Below are 20,420 nucleotides of genomic sequence, written 5' to 3' on the forward strand. Positions count from 1 at the left end.
CGATCGGGGGACACCGTCGGCGAGCCGCCGGTCCCGCGGCCGTCCGACGACCCGTGGGGCGCACGGTGGACCCACGCACTACCCAACCAGAGGTGAGGGCAGATGACGACGAACCAGACGGGGCTGCGCATGCGGATGCTGGCAGCGGGGGCCGCCGCCGCTCTTGCGATGGGCATCGCCGCCGTGCCGGCCGCAGCCGCCGACCAACCCACCACCCAGCAGCTCATGGCGGACTGCGCCAGCGGCGTCGGGAAGTGCACCTTCAACGACCCGGTCGTCCGGAAGGCCTACCTCGGCAACTACCGCCAGGTGTCGCACACGCTCTTCAACTGCAGCACCTCGCCCGCCGTCCAGGGAATGGACTGGTCCGACTCGGTGGGCTCCTCCGACACCCTGGAGGTCTCCGTCACCGTCGGCGGCAAGATCGCGGGCATCGTCGATGCGAGCGTCACCGCCACCTACGGGCACACGTGGGAGGCCTCGCACAGCGAGGGCGGGTCGCTGAGCATGACCGTCCAGCCCGGCGAGGTGGGCTGGATCAGCCGTGCCCAGGTCATGCACCAGGTCTCGGGTACCTGGCAGACCCACTACGACAACCCGCACTGGGGCCACTACTACTGGTACTGGAAGGACACCGTCACCAGCCCCGCCCCCAGCGGGACGGACGGGGTCGGCAACTCCGTGGTCGTCAAGAGCCGGCCGATGACCGCCGCGGAGAAGGAGTCCTGCACCGCGACTGCCCGCGGCCCGCGCCCCGGGCCCGGCCTGCACCGGGACCAGCCCTCGGCCGCCCGTGACGCAGTGCCGAGCTGACTGCCGCGGACGGGCACGTCGTAGCCCCGGTACTCCCGGTCACGCCGTGCCCGTCCGCCGTCGACGCGCCGCGGATCACGCCCAGGACATGTCCGGGAGGAGCTCGCGTACCTGGGGCAGGTAGGAGGGATCGGCGTCTGCGAAGATCCGGAGGTCCTCCTTCGCGTCTTCGGTCCGCCCCAGTGCGATGAGGCTCCTGGCGCGTTGCAGCCGGGCGTCGAGGTCGTCCGTCTCGGCCAGGACGGAGTCGAGAAGCGTCACGGCCGGCTCGTGCCGGGCGTCGTCGTGGTAGGCGACCGCGAGGTTGAAGCGGACTCCGGGCGTGTCGGACAGCGTACGGGCCTGTTCGAGGTCGGCGATGGCCGAGGCCAGGTCGCCGCTCTGGTGAGCCAGCGCGCCGCGCAGGGCCCACGCCTCCGCGTACTCGGGGGACGCGGTCAGTGTCGCCGAGTACGCGGCGGCCGCTTCCTCGAACTCCGCTTCAAGCTCGTGCAGTTGGCCCTTGAGGCAGAGCAGTTCCGGGCTGTCGGCGGTGACCCCGAGCCCGGATTCGACGCTCGACCGGGCGAGTGGGACGGCGTCGGCGTCGTCCTGTGCCAGCTCGATCAGCAGCGCGCTGCGGTTGATGTGAGCGTCCGTCATGCGGGGGTCGAGCTCCAGGACGTACGCGTAGTCGGCCAGCGCGCCTTCGACGTCGCCGGTTTCGTTCCGCGCCTCGGCGCGGTTGTAGTAGGCCTCGGGGAAGGGCGGGGAGAGCTGGATGGCCTGGTCGTAGTCGGCCAGCGCCTCGCCCAGCCGCCCCTGCCGGTGCAGCAGGATTCCCCGGTCGAGGTGGTACTCGGCGTAGTTGGGGTCGCAGGCGATCACCGCGGTGAACTCGTCGAAGGCCTCGTCGGGGCGGCGAAGGGCCGAGAGGAGCTGGGCCCTGTTGTGCCGCAGCACCGACCGGTGCAGGGCCTGCTCGTCGGGATCCAGGGCGGCGTCGAGGCGGGCCAGGCAGGCGTCCACCAGGTCCAGGGCGGTCTCCGGGTTCCCGCGGTGCATCTCGATGAGGGCCAGGCCGTTGCGGTAGAACGCGGTGCGCATCTCCCGGTCCTTCGGATCCGGCAACTGGCCGGCGAAGGCGATTCCCTGGTTGATCCAGCGGCGGGCCTCTCCGTGGTCCCGGTCCTCGTCGGGGAGATGGCGGGTGTGGATCATCGCGGTGGCGTAGGCGGCTTGCATGTGCACCGACGGTGAGGTGCTGAGTTCCCGGGCCTCGTCGTACAACGGCAGTGCCTCCTCGGCGAGCGAGAGGGCGGCCAGCGAGGTGGTCATCTTGGTGGTGAAGGCCCACCAGTGTTCGGGGTTGCTCTCGTAGGTCACCAGGGCGCGTCCCCGCGTGCCGTAGTCCAGGACCGCGTGGTAGAAGCCGAGGTCCATGCAGTGGTCCAGCGCGTGCCGCAGGGCGTCCGCACCGGCTCCCGCCCGGTCGCCGCCGTTCTCCGCGTGCCAGGCGATCGCCCCGAGGCGCAGCGAGGGCTCGTCGGCCGCTTCCAGCGTCTTGCGGCGCAGGTCGTGCAGGGCCTCGCGGTCGGCGGACGGCAGTCGCAGGTAGGCCGCCAGCTCCGCCGGATCGTCGCCGGTGCCGTCGTTGTCGATGTAGCGGGAGGCGAGCGCGGGCTCGTCCGACCGGGTGGCCGCGGCGGACACGGGTGCGTCCGGGCGCGTGCAGTGCGCGGCCAGAGCGGCGCCGAGGGTCTCCGTCGCAGGACCCGCCGGATCGTCGAGGGGCTCCTTGGCGGTGGTCACCACCACGGTGAGGCGTTCGGGGGCGGTTCTGCGCAGGAGTACGGCCAGGAACTCGGCGTCGGTGGGGTCGGCCCGGTGGGCGTCGTCGACGATCAGCGACCGGGGCTGCCCGCCGAGCGCCCGCAGGTACGCGTTGAGGAAGTCGACGAGACCGTTGGCCACGCGGAGCGTGCGGACCCGGGAGTAGAAGCGGGTGCGCTCCCTGGGCACCGCCAGGGAGGTCAGCGTCTCCCTGGACGCCGGGACGAGGGACCGGAGTTCGGGCGTGGTGGAGAGGATCTCGACGTTGTGCCGGGCGACGGCCTCCGGGCAGCGCTCCAGCGCGTCCGGGACGATGGCGCGCAGCAGCGTGCCCACGGCGGTGTAGGGCCCGCGCAGCCGACGGTGGGCGCTGACCGCGGCGAGCTGCGGGGGCAGCTCCAGCCGTTCCAGGGCTGCGGTCCGGTCCGCCCGTGAGGAAGCGCTGATCCAGAGGTGGCGTGGAGCGGTCATGGCGGAGTCGCCTTTCTTGCGCGGGCGCGGGCTGGTACGGGCGCGGGTACGGGTACGGGCGCGAGGTTGCTGCGGGAGCTGGGAGGTCAGGCCGTGGCGGGGCTCTCGGGCCTGCTGTCGCGGACCTGCTGTCCCGCGCCGGACCGCCGCGCGCGGCGGTCCCTGAGGGCCATGTAGGCGACTGCGAGGAACTGGGCGAGCAGAAGGGCCAGCAGGATCGCCGAGTCGGCGATTCCGCTCAAGGGCGTGCCGGCCCTCAGGCGTCCGAACAGGCCGGTCAGCAGCCGGTAGGCCGACGGCACGACCACGGTGGCGAAGGAGCCGAGGGTGAGTGCGTAGCCCACGGGCAGGAGCCATGCGTACCAGCGGGCCGCCCGGAGGTCGGCCGGACCGTATGCGGACAGCTCCTGAGCGGCTCTTCCGGTCCATCGGCGTACGGCGTTGCGCAGGACGGCCGTGGCCGCGCCGTGCAGGTCCGTGCACCCCAGGACGGTGGTGAGCAGGATGTACACGTCGGTGCGCAGGTAGAAGAAGAGCTGCCAGAGCAGGCGCATCACGACCGCGAAGGCGAGGGCGAGGCAGACCCGGCCAGCCGGTGAGAGTGCGCCGCCCGGCTCGCGCACCACGGCCGCCACCAGGGTGAGTACGTCCACCGCGAGCACGTCGGCCACCATGCCGGCGAGGATCGGCAGATAGCGCTGCCGGCGCGGAACGGCGACCAGACCCGGCAGTGATGTCTCGAACACCACGTAGATCAGCCGCCGGCCCACCGAGAACGTGGAGTTCAGGCCCATCCGCCGCCCGGCCAGTGCGTGGAACGCCTCGTGCAGGGCGAGGAAGGGGATCTGGCCCAGGAAGAGCACCAGGCTGATCACGGTGTACGAGGAGCTGAAGAACAGGGCACCGCGGTGGGGTGCGAGCTCGGGGGCCCGGGCCATCGCCACGAGCGAGAGCGCGGTCAGCGTCGCGTAGCACACCCAGGCCGGCCGGCTGAACAGGGCGCGGCCCAGCCGCTGCCAGCGCACCGGTGCCGGTGCGGCAGTGCCGGTGCCGTCGTGGACGAAGCCGAGATCCTCCAGCACGGAGAGCAGATCGGGCATGTCGACGCTCTCGCCGTGCGCCTCCTCGTGGCGCTCGGCGGCCTCCCTGGGGGTGACGCCGTCGGCCAGCATGCGGACCAGTTCGGCGCCGTCGGCGGGGAAGACCGCATAGGAGTCCACGTCCGGGCTGCCGATGGTGACCTCGTCGCCCTCCTGCAGGTAGACCAGCGGACGCAGCACCAGCGGCCGGTCGAGGTCGGGGCGGGGGCCGGCCGGGGCGCTGTCGACGGGGGCGGACACGTGGACTCCTCGGGGAGGCAGGTTTCGCGGACCTGGTGGAGGCCCGGCCGGGATGCCCCGGCCGGGCTCACCTCAACTGCAGTACCGGTATTACCGGTTGTTCAGCCAACCGCAGAACGGGTCGCTGTAGAGAGCCGTGGCGGTGCTGGTCAGACGCACCGGGCCGGCCTTGCGGACGACGATCTTCTTCATGTGTGGTCACCTCCGTTCGTTCTGGATTTCGGTGCCTGCCCGATCTGTGTGGCAGGCACCGGCCACCGGTCCCGCCGAGCCGTATCGACAGGGCGGCGGGGGTGCAGTGCATGACCCCCGGCGGACCGGCATCCCGGCCTGTGCGGCCAGGACTCGTGTTGCTGCACCACAATCTGGTCGGTGCCGGTCCGAGATCGGTTTGGCAGCGGTAAAGGAATGGTCCGAGTGACCAGTGGTGCGGGTGTTCCCCCTGGGAACTTCGGGGCGGAGGCCACCCGGTGCCGGGGGCTCCGACGGCGCCGGCCGGGCAGCGCGGTCGTCACCCGCGGTGGCGGCCGTTGCCGGTCGTCGCGTCCGGGACGTCGTCGAGGAGGGGCTCCCACCGGCGATTGAGGACAAGAACTGACCTATACGGGCTCTAACGTGGTGACTGCCCGATGGAGCACGGCAAGGACACATGAGGAGCGGAACACCATGACCGACCACGCGCTGACGACCGGCCGGCAGATCGACGCCTCGGCCTCGGCGACCGCAGGAGAGCGTGACGACCTGTTGGCGATGCTGGCCAAGAACCGGCACTTCCTGCGCTTCACCACCCGTGACCTCACCGACGAGCAGGCGGGCCGGCGGACCACCGCCAGCGAGCTGTGCCTGGGCGGCCTGATCAAGCACGTCGCCTCGGTCGAGCGCGGCTGGGCGGACTTCATCGTGCAGGGCCCGTCGGCGATGTCCGACTTCAGCGCCATGACCGAGGCCGACTTCGCGCAGCGGGCCGACGAGTTCCGGCTGCTGCCCGGCGAGACGCTGGCCGGCGTGCTGGCCGACTACGCCGAGGTGGCCCGCCGCACCGACGAACTGGTGGCCACCCTGCCCGACCTGGGCCTTGCCCAGCCGCTGCCGAAGGCCCCGTGGTTCGAGCCCGACGCGCGGTGGTCGGCCCGCCGGGTGCTGATGCACATCATCGCCGAGACCGCTCAGCACGCCGGCCACGCCGACATCATCCGCGAGTGCCTGGACGGCGCCAAGAGCATGGGCTGACGGGCGGCAGGACCTGGCGGGCGCCCCAGGTCTCCACCCCACACGCAGGTTACCGGCGAGCGAACCTGTACATCCGTGATCGCGACCTACGGCGGAAGTACTAGGACTCTTGTCGGGAGTCGCGGGGAGTGGAAGCATATTGTACAGGGAATTTCATAGAGTCCTCGGCGCCCACGGGTGTGCACATCGCACGGCCGGGTGGCTGGGCAGGTGAGTCATGCCTTTGAATGACACCGAGTGGAGCACGGTGACCCGGTGGGTGGAACGTCACCTCCTGTATGGGAGCGAGCCCCGACAGGACCTGGTAGGGCACGGAATCGACGAGAAATTCGTATCACCCCTCCCTTTCACGAACATTCCCATGAGCAACGCGCGCACCCTGGTTTCGGCGGCGAGGCGGAGCTTCGAGCTGCAGATCGCCGTGATCACTGCCCTGCAGGGCACGGTGATCGGCTCTCAGGACCCTGAGGCGCACCAGCTTGCTGAATTCCGCGGAAAATTGCAGCGAGAACTCCATGTCCGTGATTCCGAGGACCACTTCCGATCGTGCGCCCTGAACGGCGGCCATACGGCCTTCATCGACCGTCAGGATCTCCGGAGGACACTCCAGCAGTTTGTCGACTCTACCGACAAGATCGTGCTGATCGTCGACGGCGAGCAGGACACCGGCCGATCGTATACCTATGAGCTGATTCGCTATCTCGGGCAATTCAAGGGGTTCAGGCCGGTCGTTGTCCCGCTGGGGGTGGCCACGACGGCCGAGAATGTGCTCCAACTTCTCTCCAGGCTTCTAAGGGCCGATCTGAACGGTATTCCCGGGCGGCACTCCGACTCGTTTCTGCTTGCTGGCGCGGTGGATGTCTTCAATCGCGCCGTCGCCTGCTCCGAGCGCCCGTGGCTGGTGTTCGACGACTGCGACAAGCTCGACCAGAACTCCGATGTCTGGGATTTCATCGGAAATCTCGCGGAAGTCATCTATCAGAACGTCAGCCCGTATTACGTGATCCCTCGTCTCGTTCTCCTCGGCTATCAGGGAGACGGTCGCTCGATGCCGTACCCACTCCGGCACAGCGTGCTCCACGACAAGGCGAGAGAGGCCGAGCGGGCGGATGTGAGGGCATTCTTCAATCAGCATTTCACGGTGGCAGTGCCCCGCCGGGAGAGTGGCGAACCGTATGCCGAAGCGGATATTCCGGGACTTGTCGACGTGACTGTCGAGGAGGTGATGAGGGCGGTCCGGCGGAAAGCCGGAAACGGTGAGAGCTATATGCGGAGGCTCTGCACGGCAGTGGAGGCGGTCATTCATGTCGACCAGTGAACCGTCGGACAAGGTCCGCGCCGAATTCGCCGACCGGTTGCGCCGGGAGCTGTCCCGGAAGGCGGCTCCGGCTGCCGAGGTCGGCGACGCCCGTCGGGAGTACCGCAAGGCGGCCTGCCTGCTCACCCAGTTCGATCCGGTGTGTCTACGGCGTCCCGGCGAGACCGAGCCGTCAGGCGGGGCGATGCTCGCACTGGTCGACGACTGCACGTCCGCGGGCCGCCTCGGGGACCGGGACCTCTGGACGCTGAAGGCAGAGGTCCGGGAGACGGCGCTGCGGGAGCTCGGGGGACCGGAGGAGGCCAGGGCGGCCCTGGAGCGCAACCTCGGCGAAGACCTCGTCACCGGACCGGAGAGGGCTGCGCTGCTCTACCTGAGCGGCCGCCCGCCGGACCTGGACGCACAGGACGTGCCGGAGCTGGCCGAGATCCTCCAGGCGCTCCTCTGGCTGAACGAAGTCCCCGGTATGACCCGGCTTCCGCGCGTCGAGGACCTGTGGAAGGTCCTTGAATGGGCCAGGCTGATGCGGCCGCTCGAAAGCCTGCTGAAGGACCCGTTCGTGGGGCGGGAGCGCGAACTGGCCCGTCTGTACGGTTTCGTCGGAGTCCCGCCGGCCTCGGCCCAGACCTGGTTGAGGTACGCGGCCGAGCGGGTCAGAACGTACGGGCACGTGCCGCAGGAGCCGCCCCTGGTGGTCCACGGACCGGGCGGCATCGGCAAGAGCACCCTGATCGCCAGGTTTCTCCTGGATGTGGTGCAGCACCGGCGTGTCAGGCTCCCCTTCGCCTATGTCGACTTCGCGCGTCCCACCATCTCGATCCACGAGCCGGTCACCCTCCTCGCCGAGGCCGCTCGCCAGCTCGGCATCGAATACCCCGCGTTGCGTGGCGAGTTGGACGAGGTCGCGCGTGACTGCGAACTGACGGCGCACCTCCAGCGAGCGGCGGAGGACCGGGCGATCGAACTGGGCGGGTTGTCGAGCACCCGGGGGACCCTGGGCCGCTCGTCCTCGCGGGAGTTCCAGCTGCGGGCCGCGAGCGACGAATCCACCCTGGTCCGCAGACTCGCAAGGCTGGTGCTGCGGGCGGTCGACACCCCGGAGGGAGAGGCGGCCCCGACGCTGCTGATCGTCGTGGACTCCTTCGAAGCGGCCCAGTACCGGGGATCGCCGGTGCTGGGCCGCCTCTGGACGATCTTCGACACGCTCCAGGCGGAGTACCCGCGGGTGCGGGTCGTCGCCTCGGGCAGGGCCCCGATCGACCATCCCGCCGCGAGCGCCCCGCCCCGGGCGATAGAGCTCACCGGCCTCGAACCCCGCGCCGCGACCGCGTTGCTGATGCTGAACGGCGTCCGCGACCCGGCCACCGCCCGGATGTTGGTCCGCAGGGTCGGCGGCCATCCACTCAGCCTCAAGCTGGCGGCGAGAGCGGTCGTGCTGGCGGAACAGGAGGGGGAACCGCCGCGCCGGACGCTCCGGAGCCTGCCCGGCCGCCGCTGGCAGCTCCTCAACGGCCGAGTGGACCAGATGCTCGTCCAGGGAGTGCTCTACGACCGGATTCTCGCGTACATCCCCGACCCGGACACACGAAAGCTCGCCCACCCGGGCCTCGTACTCCGCCGGATCACCCCGGACATCATCAAGAACGTGCTGGCCGAGCCGTGCGGTGTCGAGGTGGCCACCATCGACCGGGCCAGAGCCCTCTTCGACGAACTGGCCCGGCTCGACCTGGTCGAGCGGGCCGGACCGGAGGCCGTGTGCATCCGGCCGGACATCCGGGCGATCATGCTCCGGCTGGTCGAGAACGACCGGTCCGCCCTGGTACGGGACATAGAAGAGCGCGCGGTCTCGTACTACGCGGCGCGGGAGGGGCTGGAAGCCCGTGCCGAGGAGATCTACCACCGGCTCCGCCTGCAGCAGAGCCTGAGACTGGTCGAGGAGCGCTGGCTGCCCGGCGTCGAACGCTTCCTGGAAGGGGCGGAGGGCGACCTGGCACCCAAGGCAGTGGCGTTCCTGACCGTACGTCAGGGCGGCCAGCCCTCGGACGACGTCCTCGCCGACGCCGAGCAGGAGGACTGGGAGCGGCTCACCGCGCGCGAGGTCGAGGACCTGCTGTCCCAGGGCTTCACCGAGGAGGCCGCAGCCCGCCTGGAGCAGCGCAGGCCCTGGGCGCCCTGCAGTCCGCTCCACCCGTTGCTGGTCGAGACGCTGGCCGGGCAGGGCCTGCGGGAAGAGGCGCGAGCGACGGTCACGGAGGCCATAGACCGGGCGACGGAGGCCCGGTGCAGGGGCGAGCGTCTCCTGGAGTTGCTGCGTCAGTCCGCCGAACTGGCCATGGCGGACGGAGACCTGGCCGGCGCCGATGAGGATCTCCGGCAGGCGCAGCTGCTCGCCACCAGCCTCGGACTCGAACTCGAAGCCCTGGGAGTGCTGCTGGCCCGCGCCGGAATCGCCGACCGCCCCGGGGCCCGGCAGCCCGGGATCGAGGGCGAGCTGGTTGCCCGGCTCCGGGGCCTCTCCGACCCGGAGCTGCGGAACCAGCCGACCCTGGCCCGGGCGGCGGCCGCCGAGGTGGCCGAACGGGACCCGCAGGCACTCGACCGCGTCCTGAGGGCGGTCGGGCTCCCGGGCGACACGGATCAGGTGCTGCGCCCCATCGAGACCGCCATCGGCCGTGCGGCCACCCGCCGCCCGGAGCTGCTGGGCAGCCTCGCGACGCTCGCGGCGTCGCTCGGCGGCTTCGCGACGCCGGGTGCCGACGCGACGCTCGCCACCGTCATGGATCTGCTGCGATCCGCCCGCCGGCCCGTGCTCGACCAGTTCGCCCGGCGGCTCCTGGAGTTCGGGGACGAGAGCGGCGAGCTCGTCTCGGGCGTGGCGGAGGCGATCGGCACCGACAGCCCGGCGAAGCCCGCCGAAGGGAACAGGCCCGACAGGCCTGATGAGCCATGAACCAGTACTTCACGGCCGACGAGATACACGCGCTCCACCAAGCGGGCATCGAGGCCGGATACGCGGACAACAACCGGCGGACGCTCCTCCTGGACGGAATCCTCCCCCAGTACCAGGCGATGCTGCGCACCTGGCCGGAACCCTCGCTCCAGCTCAGGTCGGACCTTGTCGAGATGAACAAGGTCGAGCGCCTCATCGACGGCTCCGTCCCGCTCGAAGTCTGGCTGCGCAACGCCGTGGGCTTAACGACCGTCGCCGCCCCGGCGGCCGTCTTCCGGCAGGCCCTGGACGAGGTGACCAGGATCGCCGCCGGTGAGCCCGACGTCCTGGCCGGCGCCCCTCCCGACGAATTCAAGGAGGCGGTCATCCACCGCGACGACATGGTGCCCTTCGACTTCCTGAGGAGTGGCGACCGGGCCGGCCTGGCGGTGGCATGCGTCAAGGTCCGTCCCTACCAGAACGGTTCGCCCTACACCGGCCTGCAGGCATCCGACCGGTTCGCGGGCACGGGCTGGCTCATCGCGCCGCAACTGCTCATCACCAACCACCATGTGGTGACCGCGCGCAAGCTCGTCGAAGGGCGGCAACCAGAGGTCGGGCCGGACGACTTCGCACAGCAGGCGGCGTCGGTCCGCGCCCGGTTCGACTTCGAGGCCGAGGAGATCGAGACCGAGGTGGCTCAGGCCACCGGGCTCGTCGCGAACGATCCGACGCTCGACTACGCCATTCTGCGCCTCGCGGAGAAGTCGCTCAGGCCGGTGCTGCGGGTCGGCACCGAAGCGCTGACCGTCACCAGCGGCCGGCCGGTGGCCGTCAACATCATCCAGCACCCGGGCGGGCTGCCGAAGCAGGTGGCGCTGCGGAACAACCTGGTGTACGAGGCAGACGGACGCGATGTGCGCTACTTCACCGACACCCGGACGGGCTCCTCCGGTTCGCCGGTCTGCACCGACGACTGGACGGTGGTCGCGCTGCACCGAGGCGCGAGGCAGGTGACCAACGTGAATTTCCAGGGCAAAGGGACGGCTTTCATCAACGTCGGAACCCAGATGAGCTCCATCATGCGGCATCTGAAAGAGCACCAGCCGGAGATCCACGACGAGATCGCGGCGCAGCAGGGCTGAGGCGATGCGACCGTACCGGGGCACCGGGTCACCGAGGGACAGGAGAAAGCCATGCCGTACAGATCGCCGGTGGCGACCGGCCCGGAACAGATCTTCGGTGACCTGCGCGCGGTCGCCGAACGCGTACGGACACGCCTCGACGTCGAGTATCCCGAGTCGGTGGAGGAGATACCGGAGGTCAGCACCCCGGCCGACCAGATCGCCGCATTCGCCGCTCAGGAACGCTCCCGGGTGCTGATGGCGGGCGTCAGCGGACTCGAAAAGCTCGCCGTCGGCCGGACGGACGAGCTCGACGAGGACGAGTTGTTCGGGGTGGAGGCCATCGTCCTGCTGGAGGGGAGGCCCGCCCTCCGCATCCGGAACGGCGACTTCGACGGGCAGGACGGCGACTGGTCGGTCCTCGACGGTCAGCGGCCGCGCATCCGTGAGTCGATCTCGCGGGTCGGCCGGATCAACGTGTCGGGACACCTGCGGTTGAACTGGGTGGGAACGGCCTTCATGGTCGCTCCGGACGCCGTGCTGACCAACCGGCACGTGGCTGTCGAGTTCGCCCGTGCGGACGGTCCGGCCTGGACCTTCCAGCCGGGCATGGGTGCCGGGTTCGAACCGACCGACGAGCCGCAGGAGGGGCCGGCCCCGGCGAAGGGCGTCCAGGCGGTGACCGGGATCGTCGGCATTCATCCGGACGTCGACCTGGCAGTCCTCCGGGTGACGCCGACTGCGGACGCGGGGCCAACCGCCCGCACCCCGGTGGAGGTCGCGGCGGACCCGCCGGACGACGTCGTCGGGCGGCAGGTGTACGTGATCGGCTACCCGGCCTGGGACGGCCGTCGCAACGAGCCGGAGTCCATGCGAAGGATCTTCATGGACGTCTACAACGTCAAACGCCTGCAGCCCGGTCGGACCACGGACCTCATCCCCGACGACTTCACCGTGAAGCACGACTGCTCGACGCTGGGGGGCAACAGCGGCTCTCCGGTGTTCGACCTCGACGGCCACCGGGTCCTAGGGCTCCACTACGGCGGGCGCTACGGCATCGGGAACTACGCCGTGCCGCTGTGGCAGCTCGTGGACGATCCGCTGCTGCGTCGCGCCGGGGTGCGATTCGTCTGAGCCGTCCGTGATGCTGTCGGGTGCCGGGTGCCGGGGTCGCCGCGATTGCCCTCGCACCGTCCCGTGGTGCAGCGCCCCCTGGCCAGGGTGACCATGGGACCGGAGGCCGACCGCAGGTCCTGCCGAGAGAGGACGACCGATGAGCATCGCCGGAGACTGGTACAACGAGTTCGGATCACACATGCGGCTCACGGTGGATTCCGCCGGTGCCGTCGGTGGCGCCTACACCTCCGCCGCCGGCCACGCGACCGGTGCCCATGCGTTGGCCGGGCGCTACCACCCGCCCGGTGCGCCGGGGCGGGGAGCCGCGCTCGGTTGGACGGTCGCCTGGGACAACCAGCAGACCGACGAGGGATCCGTGACCAGCTGGAGCGGCCAGTACTTCGAACAGGAGGAGCGGATCTACGCCGGCTGGCTGCTCACCAGGGCGGCGAGCGCCGCGGACGCGTGGGAATCCACCGTCGTGGGTCAGGACGTGTTCACGAGGGAGCAGCCCGCTGCCGGGCCCGGCGAGGAGCGGCGCGCCGGCGTGTGAGGGCTGCCGGCCGGGCACGTCGTGGTGCCCGGCCTCCCTGTGGGCGGAGCGTTCCGGCCGGACGCCGGATCATGGCATCCGGTGGTCAGGCGCAGGGCACGGTGAACCAGACGGTCTTTCCGGAGTTGGTCGGCCGGGCGCCCCAGCTGTGGGCCAGGGCCTCGACGAGGAAGAGGCCGCGGCCGTCCTCGCTCGCGCTGTCGACCAGGCGCGGCGCCGGGAGCTGGGTGCTTCCGTCGGAGATCTCGACGGTGAGTTCACGGCGGGTGCGGTGCATCCGGAGCCCGATCGGGCCCTGGGCGTGCCGCACCGCGTTGGTGACGATCTCGGAGGCGAGCAGGCAGACGCTGTCGCAGAGGTCCGCACAGTCCCAGTCCCGCAGCGTCGTGCGCAGGAAACGGCGGGCCGCCGAGGGGGCCACGGGCTCGGCCCGGAACTCGGCCGCGGCGCTCGCGAGGGGTGTGGCGGGGAGATGGGCGAGCAGCAGGGTGACGTCGTCCGGACAGCCCTCCGAGCGGGGGAGCATCGCCTCCAGGACCTGGTCCGCGCACTGCTCCAGGACCGGGGTCCGGGTGAAAGCGGCGCGCAGCTCGACGGTCAGCTTGGCGATCTGCACGTCCAGGTCGCTCGCCGGGGTCTCCACCAGGCCGTCGGTGTACAGGACCAGGGTCGAACCGGGCGGTACGGGGAGCGTGGTCTGCCGGTGCGGGATCCCGCCGACACCCAGCGGGACGCTGACCGGGGCCGGGAGCCGGCGCACGTCGTTGTCCGGCGTGACGAGCAGCGCGGGCAGGTGCCCGGCGGAGCAGATCGTCACCTCGCCGGCGTCGGGGTCGACCACCAGGTAGCAGCAGGTCACCAGTTGGTCGGGCAGGTCGGCGACGACCGCGTCCAGGGCGTGCATGAGCCGGCTGGGCTGCATCCCGGTCTTGGCCAGCGCGTGTGCGGCCGAGCGGAGTTGTCCCATCACGGCCGCCGCCTCCAGCCCGCGGCCCATCACGTCGCCGACGATGACGCCGATCCGTCGGGCGCCGAGCGGGATCAGGTCGAACCAGTCGCCGCCGACACCCGCGCCCTGGGTCGAGGCGAGGTAGCGGCTGGCCGTCGGCATGCCCGGGACGTCGGGCGGTGAGCCCATCAGGCTGCGTTGCAGGGTGAGGGCGATGTGCCGTTGCTGCCTGTAGAGCCGGGTGAGTTCGAGTTCGGCGCGCTTGCGGTCGGCGACGTCGCGCACGATGGCGGAGGCCCCGGTGATCTCGTAGTCGTGGCCGCGGGTGGGCCAGAGCGTCGCGTCGACGTGCAGCAGGCGCCCGAGATCGGTCACCCGGAGGATCTCGCAGTGCTCGATCCGCTCGCCGCCGACCAGACGGTCGAGCAGGGCCGCCACGTCGTCCTTGTGCTCGGGGGGAGCCAGGGCAGAGAGGTGCAGGCCGATCGCCTCCGCCGCGCTGTGGCCGTAGAGGAGCTGGGCCGCGGTGTTCCAGTAGGTGATCCGGCCGTCCCTGGTCGTGGTGATGATGGCGTCCTGCGAGGACTCGACCAGAGCGGCCAGTTCGCTGATCCGCGCCTCGGCCGCCTTGCGGTCGCTGACGTCCCGGATGGCCGCCGAGACCAGCAGCCCTTCGGCCGTCTCCAGGGGGCTGAGGCTGATCTCGACCGGGAACTCCGTACCGTCCCTGCGCAGCCCGTACAGCTCCAGTCCGGAACCCATCGGGCGGGTGAGGCGGTTGGTGGTGTAGCCGGCGCGGTAGCGGGGGTGCCGGGCGCGGAACCGCTCGGGCAGCAGCACCTCCACCGGGCGGCCGAGCAGCTCGTCGCGGTCGTAGCCGAACAGGGCCTTGGTCTGGGCGTTGACCAGCTTGATGATCCCGGAGTCGTCCACGATCACCATGGCGTCGGGAGCGGACTCCAGCAGACCCCTGAAGCGCTGTTCGGCGGCGCGCAGCTCGCTCAGGTCCTGGACCGCGGGCCGCAGGGGCGGGGTGACCGGCTTCTCCCTGGACTCCGGTACGGACGCCGCGTCAGTCGAACCGCCTTGGGTGGCAACCATGCGGCGACGCTAGTGGGTGGCGGGCCGATGCGCAGTGGGTGCAACAAAACGCTCGGTTTCGTCCGTAATGGATCCAGTCGGGGAGGTTTCCGACCGTCGGGATCCGCCCGCGTGATCGCGCCGGCCGGACGGGTCGCTCCGTCGCCGCCGCAGGTGCGCGATCTTGGCGTTCGTCATCCTTATGCGGCAATCCGGGTGATTGTGCGTCACCGCCTTGCCTCTCCATGTCGTCGTCGGGTGTTTAATTCGTGCACGAATTCAAGATCGTGAGCGACGAAGCACGAGTACGAGGTGGCAGTGGATGACAGACACCGGCGCGGCCCTCGGCCGGACCCTGCTCGATCTGGCGGCGACGGCCGCTCAGCCGCCGGGCGCCCCGCCGGGTGAGCTCGCCGGGCCGGTCGCCGAGCAGTACTTCACCACCCTGGAGGCCTGCCGGGAGGAGGCCTACGACGCGGTCGTGGTCGGCGGGGGAGCGGTCGGCGGCACCATGGTCCGACGGCTCCTCGAACGCGGCTTCCGGGTCCTGCTGCTGGAGAAGGGTCCGTTCCTGCTCCCGGAGCACGTGCAGAACCTCGACCCGGTGTACCAGCCGTTGATGACCAACGCGGTGGCCACCCCCTGGGAGATCGTCCCGCCCGACGGCTACGGGCTGGCGCCGCAGATCCCCTACATCGGCGGCCGGGCGCTGTTCTGGAGCACCTGGATCCCGCAGCCCCGGCGCGAGCAGATGGCCGGCTGGCCGGAGCACCTCATCGACGGGCTGCGGCCCTACTGGCGGCCTGCCCGTGACGTCCTCGGCGCCGTTCAGCCGTCCGAGATGGGGCCGGAGTTCGACACCTTCCACCCCCGCCTGATGCGGGAGCTGTTCGACGGGCTGCCCGATCTCCCCGACTTCCAGGACTACTCCCGCGAGCGCGACCTGGAGACCCCGCTCGCCTCCCGTGCCACCAGCTCGACCCTCGGCTACCGCAAGTTCAGCCCGGTCCCGCTGATCCTCTCCGACGCCCGCCGCTACTCCCGGCCCTCCCACAACGGTGCCGCCCGCCTCTCGGTCGTCCCCGAGTGCCTGGTCCAGCGCATCGAGCACGCGGCCGGAGCCGGCGGCCGGCGGGTCGCGACGGCCCTGGTCACCTCCCAGGGCACGTACGACCTCAAGGGCGTCCCGCTGGTCCTGGCGAACGGTGTGATCGAGCCGACCGGCCTGCTGATGCACTCCTTCGGCGACGCGCTCAGCGAGCTGGCCGGAAAGAACCTCGGCGGCCACGTCGCCGACTGGTTCACGATGCGGGTCCCGCGCGACGCCTACCGGGGGCTGCCGCCGGACCTGCAGATCTCCTGCACCTACCTGGAGGGCACCCACCGCCCCAACGGCTCCTCCGCCGAGGCCCGCGACTTCCACGTCCACCTCATGGGCGCCTCCAACCCGCACCCCCACGACGCCGTCGCCGACCTCTACCGCCTGATCCCCGACTCCTTCGACCAGGACTTCCTGACCCAGCTCAGCGGGCCGGACCACATCGGCTTCCTGGTGCACTGCCTGGGCGAATGGCGCGGCGAGCGGTCGGTGCAGGCCGGCTCGTACGTCAGCGTCGGCCCGGACGGCGTACCCCAGGTCCGGATCAACCCCGGCAAGGCCGACAAGGCGCTGGCCGCCGGCATGGACCAGGCCGCCCAGGCACTGGCCGGCCTGCTCGCGAAGGGGCACACCCCGCAGTACTGGGACGCCGACCGGCAGGTCTGGACGGGGCAGCTCCCGCCCGGCCGCGAGAAGAAGCTGCTGGTCCACGAGTCCGGCACGCTCTGGACGGGCGACGGCCCCGAGGACTCCGTCACCGACGAGCTCGGCTGCCCGCACGGCGTCGACGGGGTGTACGTCGCGGGTGCGGCGACCTTCCCCAGCAGCGGCTCGTGGAACCCGACGCTCACCGCCGTCGCCCTCGGGCTGCGGCTGGCCGACCGGCTGCCGAAGGGAGCCTCCCGATGACGACCGGAGTACCGCTGACCGCCTCCGTGCTCGCGGACGCCGCCACCCCCGATCTCCCGCCGCCCGCCCCGCCCGCCGAGGACGTCGACCGGTTCGTGGCCCTGTCCGTCCCGCTGACCGGATTCGACACCTTCGAGCTGTACGGCACCGGCATGGCCGAGTGCTACCTGCGGGCCACCGTCGAGCAGCTCGGCGAGCAGGCCTACCGGCAGTTCCAGGGCGCCCTCGCGGCGGTGGGCCTCGACCCGGCGCAGCTGACGGACCCGGTCGACCGCGACATCGCCCGGGCCGTCACCCACCTGTGGTACCTGGGCATCTGGCCCCCGCTCTCGGCGGACGTCCATGCCGAGCTGCGCCGCCAGATGGCCAACACCGCGTTCACGGTGGCGCCCGAGGCGTACGTCCAGGGCCTGGTGTGGCAGACCTTCCACGGCCACCCGCAGGGCGCCAAGGCGCCCGGCTTCGGCACCTGGGCCGTGCCGCCGCCCGGTGAACCCGAACTTCCGCCGTCCGCCGCTCCCTCGGGCGGTCCGGGCCACCAGCCGGGAGGCGCCGCATGAGCCCCGCACGCGAAGTCGACGGCCACCGCTACGACGTGATCGTGGTGGGCGCGGGGCCGGCCGGCACCCTGGTCGCCAAGCGGCTCGGGGACCAGGGCTGGCGGGTGCTCGTCCTGGAGGCCGGCACCCGGACGCTGGACACCTGGCCCGGGCATCTCGACGCGATGAACACCTTCTACTCCTCGCTGATCAAGGTGCCCAACTCGCCCTACCGGGCCAACACCGCCGCGCCGTCGCCGAACGTCCTGGACACCGTCCCCGGCAAGGACGGCGGCTACCGGGCCGTCGGCTACCTGGTCCAGAACGGCGCGCTGCCCTACGGCACCGACTACGTGCGGGCCGACGGCGGCACCTTCCTACACTGGCTCGGCCTCACCCCGCGGATGCTCCCCGAGGACTTCAAGGTCCGGACGGACTACGGCTACGGCCGCGACTGGCCGCTGGGCTACGACGACCTCCAGCCGTACTACTGCGAGGCCGAACGCGAGATCGGGGTGGCGGGCGACGCCGCCGAACAGGCCGAGGCCATCGGGCTGCCCTTCCCCGAGGGCTACGTCTTCCCGATGCACGAGATCCCCAGCAGCTACGTCGACCGGGTGATGGCCCGTGAACTGAACGGGAAGAGCGTCACCGACCCCGTCGCCGGGCGGCAGGTGCCGCTGCGGGTGGTCAACACCCCGCACGGCCGCAACTCCACCCCCAACCCGGACTACGACCACGGCCGGGGCTACCGCCCGGTCGGCGCCGCCGGGCTGCCCAACTACGGGGAACGCTGTGTCGGCAACGCCTCCTGCACGCCGATCTGCCCCGTCCAGGCCAAGTACAACCCGCTGAAGACCCAGGCCCGGTGGAGCCCGAAGGTCACCCTGGTCGACCGGGCCGTGGTCAGCCGGGTGCTGGTCGGCGAGAACGGCCGGGTCACCGGCGTCGAGTACCAGGCGTACGACGACCCGGCCGCGCCGGTCGCCACCACCCACACCGTCGAGGCCAGGATCGTGGTGCTGGCCGCCCACGCCATCGAGAACGCCAGACTGCTGCTCGCCTCCGAGGCCGCCAACAGCAGCGACCAGGTCGGCCGCAACCTGATGGACCACCCGGTGATGCTCACCTGGGGCCTGATGCCCGGTCAGGTCGGTCCCTTCCGCGGGCCCGGCTCCACCTCGGCCTTCGAGAACTTCCGCAAGGGCGACAGCCGGAAGAAGCACGCCCCGTGGCGGCTGGTGATCGCCAACTGGGGCTGGACCTGGACCGCCGGCTCGCCGGGCAGCGACGTCGCCGCCAAGCTCGGCATCCCCGCGTCCGCCACCGATCCGCGCGGCGACGCGGTGTACGGCCAGCGGCTGCGCGAGGAGCTGGGCCACGACATCGGCCGCCAGATCGCCTTCCAGTTCGAGCTGGAGCAGGACGCCGAATCCCGCAACCAAGTCACCCTCGACCCCAAGTACCGCGACGGCCTCGGCAACTGCCGGCCCGTCCTCACCTACGACCTGTCCGACCACGTGAAGGAGGGCATGCGGGCGGCCACCGACGTGTCCCACCAGATCTTCGGCCTGCTCGGCGCCGACGAGCGCACCGCCTACTCGCCCGACACGCCCAGCTACTTCAGGTACCGCGACGAGCCGTTCACCTTCTTCGGCGCCGGACACGGCGCCGGGACGCACGTGATGGGTGACAACGCCCGGACCTCGGTGGTCGACCAGTGGCAGCGCTCCTGGGACCACGCCAACCTCTACCTGGTCGGCTGCGGGAGCATGCCCTCGATGGGCACCGCCAACCCCTCGCTCACCATGGCCGCGCTCGCCCTGCGCAGCGTGGACCAGATCCACCGCGACCTGATGGACCTGCACCGGCCGCTCGTCGTACGCCCCGTCCCGCTCGGCGGCGACACCCACCCGACGGAGGTACGCCCGTGACCGTCCGCGACCCGCTCACCGGGCTCACCGGCTTCACCGACATCATCGGCCCGCTCGGCACACTGGCCGAACCCCCGTTCAAGATCCCCGAGACGGTCGAGGAGCTGCGGTACTTCCTCCAGGCCGCGCTCGCCCTGGAGCACCTCACCATCCCGCCCTACCTGACCGCGATGTACACCCTCAAGCCCGGCGCCAACCAGGAGGCCCGGTACGCGATCCGCGCGGTCGTGCTGGAGGAGATGCTCCACATGACCCTGGTCGCCAACCTCCTCAACGCGGTCGGCGGCCAACCGGTCGTCGCCGATCCGGACTTCATGACCGACTACCCGGCCCGGCTCCCGTACGCCAAGGACCCGGTGCCGATCGCGCTGCGCCACTTCAGCAGGGAGGCGCTGAGGACCTTCCTGTGGATCGAACGGCCCGAGTACCTGGCGGACCTGCCCGGGCGCGGCGGGCCCGACCCGCGCGGCTGGTCGTCCATCGGCCAGTTCTACGCGACCGTCCGGCAGGGGGTGATCGACCTGGCAGGGCGTCATCCGGACCTGTTCAGCGGTGAGGCGAGCCGGCAGATCGGGCCGGAGGACTTCTACAACTCCGGCGGAATGGTCTTTCCCGTCACCGATCTGGATTCGGCGCTGAAGGCGATCGAGGTCATCGCCGAGCAGGGCGAGGGCGTCGCGGAGACGATCTACAACCCCGACGACCGGCTCTTCGGCCAGACCCGCGAGATCGCGCACTACTTCCGGTTCACGGAGATCTACGAGCAGCGCCGGTACGGCCCGCACGACACGCCGTTCTCCGGGCCGACGGGCCCCGCCATGCCGGTGTGCTGGGCGGACGCCTACCCGATCGACCCCACGGCCACCGCCGAGCAGTACCCGCCGGGCAGCCAGGTGCGGGTGGCGGCCGACCGGTTCAACACGGTCTACGCACGCCTGCTGTGGCTGCTGGAGCTGGCCTACAACGGTGAACCCAAGCGGCTCCAGGCGGCCGTCCCGGTGATGCTCGAACTCCGCGACCTGGCAGAGCAGCTGTACCGCAATCCGCATCCCGACCCGGAGAAGGCCGCCCGCGGCATCCACGCCAGTGCCACCTACGAGATCACCGGGGTCGAACTCACCCGGGCCAAGGCGGAGCTCGACGCCGGCATCGGATCCGCCGCCCTGCTGGCAGTCCTGTCCTGACCACCCACCCGAGGAGACCA

The 20,420-nt window shown here is 71.0% G+C and carries 14 protein-coding genes; 11 read left to right on the forward strand and 3 right to left on the reverse strand.

Features of this window, described 5'->3' with window-relative positions; genetic code table 11:
* The first annotated feature begins 102 nt into the window (after positions 1-102).
* Positions 103-813 carry a hypothetical protein gene (locus ABD330_RS20610; RefSeq protein ID WP_344467230.1) on the forward strand — a complete coding sequence of 237 codons (711 nt, stop codon included), beginning with the start codon at positions 103-105 and terminating at the stop codon, positions 811-813.
* Between the two features lie 75 nt (positions 814-888).
* On the opposite strand, the gene ABD330_RS20615 is transcribed toward ABD330_RS20610, so the two are convergent.
* Both ABD330_RS20615 and ABD330_RS20620 read right to left on the reverse strand, forming a co-directional pair.
* Entirely contained in the window at positions 889-3,096 is a 2,208-nt protein-coding gene (locus ABD330_RS20615) for a tetratricopeptide repeat protein (protein ID WP_344467232.1), read from the reverse strand.
* Positions 3,097-3,182: 86 nt separating this feature from the next.
* Positions 3,183-4,436, reverse strand: a complete 1,254-nt coding sequence (locus ABD330_RS20620) for a hypothetical protein (RefSeq protein WP_344467234.1) — start codon at positions 4,434-4,436, stop codon at positions 3,183-3,185.
* Between the two features lie 666 nt (positions 4,437-5,102).
* Here ABD330_RS20620 and ABD330_RS20625 point away from each other — a divergent pair.
* The 6 genes from ABD330_RS20625 to ABD330_RS20650 all read left to right on the forward strand — a co-directional run bounded on the left by ABD330_RS20625 (position 5,103) and on the right by ABD330_RS20650 (position 12,706).
* The gene (locus ABD330_RS20625) at positions 5,103-5,666 is read left to right on the forward strand and encodes a DinB family protein (protein ID WP_344467236.1); all 564 of its coding nucleotides are present in this window, start codon (positions 5,103-5,105) and stop codon (positions 5,664-5,666) included.
* Between the two features lie 361 nt (positions 5,667-6,027).
* Entirely contained in the window at positions 6,028-6,984 is a 957-nt protein-coding gene (locus tag ABD330_RS20630; RefSeq protein ID WP_344467238.1) for a hypothetical protein, read from the forward strand.
* Entirely contained in the window at positions 6,971-9,934 is a 2,964-nt protein-coding gene (locus tag ABD330_RS20635) for a P-loop NTPase family protein (RefSeq protein ID WP_344467240.1), read from the forward strand. Before ABD330_RS20630 ends, ABD330_RS20635 begins: the two co-directional genes overlap by 14 nt.
* Complete coding sequence (locus tag ABD330_RS20640) at positions 9,931-11,058, forward strand: trypsin-like peptidase domain-containing protein (protein WP_344467242.1); 1,128 nt, start codon at positions 9,931-9,933, stop codon at positions 11,056-11,058. The genes ABD330_RS20635 and ABD330_RS20640 overlap by 4 nt, the downstream gene beginning before the upstream one ends.
* A 51-nt stretch (positions 11,059-11,109) precedes the next feature.
* Complete coding sequence (locus tag ABD330_RS20645) at positions 11,110-12,171, forward strand: trypsin-like serine peptidase (protein ID WP_344467244.1); 1,062 nt, start codon at positions 11,110-11,112, stop codon at positions 12,169-12,171.
* Between the two features lie 139 nt (positions 12,172-12,310).
* Positions 12,311-12,706, forward strand: coding sequence for an avidin/streptavidin family protein (locus tag ABD330_RS20650; RefSeq protein WP_344467246.1), 396 nt, complete (start codon positions 12,311-12,313; stop codon positions 12,704-12,706).
* 85 nt (positions 12,707-12,791) lie between these two features.
* Here ABD330_RS20650 and ABD330_RS20655 read toward each other — a convergent pair whose 3' ends face one another.
* The gene (locus tag ABD330_RS20655) at positions 12,792-14,756 is read right to left on the reverse strand and encodes a PAS domain S-box protein (protein WP_344467248.1); all 1,965 of its coding nucleotides are present in this window, start codon (positions 14,754-14,756) and stop codon (positions 12,792-12,794) included.
* Between the two features lie 301 nt (positions 14,757-15,057).
* On the opposite strand from ABD330_RS20655, the gene ABD330_RS20660 reads away from it, so the two are divergent.
* The 4 genes from ABD330_RS20660 to ABD330_RS20675 are packed head-to-tail and all read left to right on the forward strand — an operon-like array spanning position 15,058 to position 20,400.
* Positions 15,058-16,743 carry a GMC oxidoreductase gene (locus ABD330_RS20660; RefSeq protein ID WP_344467250.1) on the forward strand — a complete coding sequence of 562 codons (1,686 nt, stop codon included), beginning with the start codon at positions 15,058-15,060 and terminating at the stop codon, positions 16,741-16,743.
* Positions 16,740-17,303 (forward strand): hypothetical protein, encoded by a 564-nt coding sequence (locus tag ABD330_RS20665; protein WP_344467252.1) that lies wholly within the window; start codon positions 16,740-16,742, stop codon positions 17,301-17,303. Before ABD330_RS20660 ends, ABD330_RS20665 begins: the two co-directional genes overlap by 4 nt.
* Positions 17,300-19,216, forward strand: coding sequence for a GMC family oxidoreductase (locus tag ABD330_RS20670; RefSeq protein ID WP_344467254.1), 1,917 nt, complete (start codon positions 17,300-17,302; stop codon positions 19,214-19,216). The genes ABD330_RS20665 and ABD330_RS20670 overlap by 4 nt, the downstream gene beginning before the upstream one ends.
* Positions 19,213-20,400 (forward strand): ferritin-like domain-containing protein, encoded by a 1,188-nt coding sequence (locus tag ABD330_RS20675; protein WP_344467256.1) that lies wholly within the window; start codon positions 19,213-19,215, stop codon positions 20,398-20,400. The genes ABD330_RS20670 and ABD330_RS20675 overlap by 4 nt, the downstream gene beginning before the upstream one ends.
* Positions 20,401-20,420: the final 20 nt, after the last annotated feature.

Source organism: Kitasatospora kazusensis, from assembly GCF_039529945.1.
Classification (GTDB): domain Bacteria; phylum Actinomycetota; class Actinomycetes; order Streptomycetales; family Streptomycetaceae; genus Kitasatospora; species Kitasatospora kazusensis.

What these genes read in the sequence shown, in the direction of transcription:
- ABD330_RS20610 (WP_344467230.1), top strand. Translation starts at nt 103, where the DNA reads ATGACGACGAACCAGACGGGGCTGCGCATGCGGATGCTGGCAGCGGGG.
- ABD330_RS20615 (WP_344467232.1), bottom strand. Translation starts at nt 3,096, where the DNA reads ATGACCGCTCCACGCCACCTCTGGATCAGCGCTTCCTCACGGGCGGAC.
- ABD330_RS20625 (WP_344467236.1), top strand. Translation starts at nt 5,103, where the DNA reads ATGACCGACCACGCGCTGACGACCGGCCGGCAGATCGACGCCTCGGCC.
- ABD330_RS20630 (WP_344467238.1), top strand. Translation starts at nt 6,028, where the DNA reads ATGAGCAACGCGCGCACCCTGGTTTCGGCGGCGAGGCGGAGCTTCGAG.
- ABD330_RS20635 (WP_344467240.1), top strand. Translation starts at nt 6,971, where the DNA reads ATGTCGACCAGTGAACCGTCGGACAAGGTCCGCGCCGAATTCGCCGAC.
- ABD330_RS20640 (WP_344467242.1), top strand. Translation starts at nt 9,931, where the DNA reads ATGAACCAGTACTTCACGGCCGACGAGATACACGCGCTCCACCAAGCG.
- ABD330_RS20645 (WP_344467244.1), top strand. Translation starts at nt 11,110, where the DNA reads ATGCCGTACAGATCGCCGGTGGCGACCGGCCCGGAACAGATCTTCGGT.
- ABD330_RS20650 (WP_344467246.1), top strand. Translation starts at nt 12,311, where the DNA reads ATGAGCATCGCCGGAGACTGGTACAACGAGTTCGGATCACACATGCGG.
- ABD330_RS20655 (WP_344467248.1), bottom strand. Translation starts at nt 14,756, where the DNA reads ATGGTTGCCACCCAAGGCGGTTCGACTGACGCGGCGTCCGTACCGGAG.
- ABD330_RS20660 (WP_344467250.1), top strand. Translation starts at nt 15,058, where the DNA reads ATGACAGACACCGGCGCGGCCCTCGGCCGGACCCTGCTCGATCTGGCG.
- ABD330_RS20665 (WP_344467252.1), top strand. Translation starts at nt 16,740, where the DNA reads ATGACGACCGGAGTACCGCTGACCGCCTCCGTGCTCGCGGACGCCGCC.
- ABD330_RS20670 (WP_344467254.1), top strand. Translation starts at nt 17,300, where the DNA reads ATGAGCCCCGCACGCGAAGTCGACGGCCACCGCTACGACGTGATCGTG.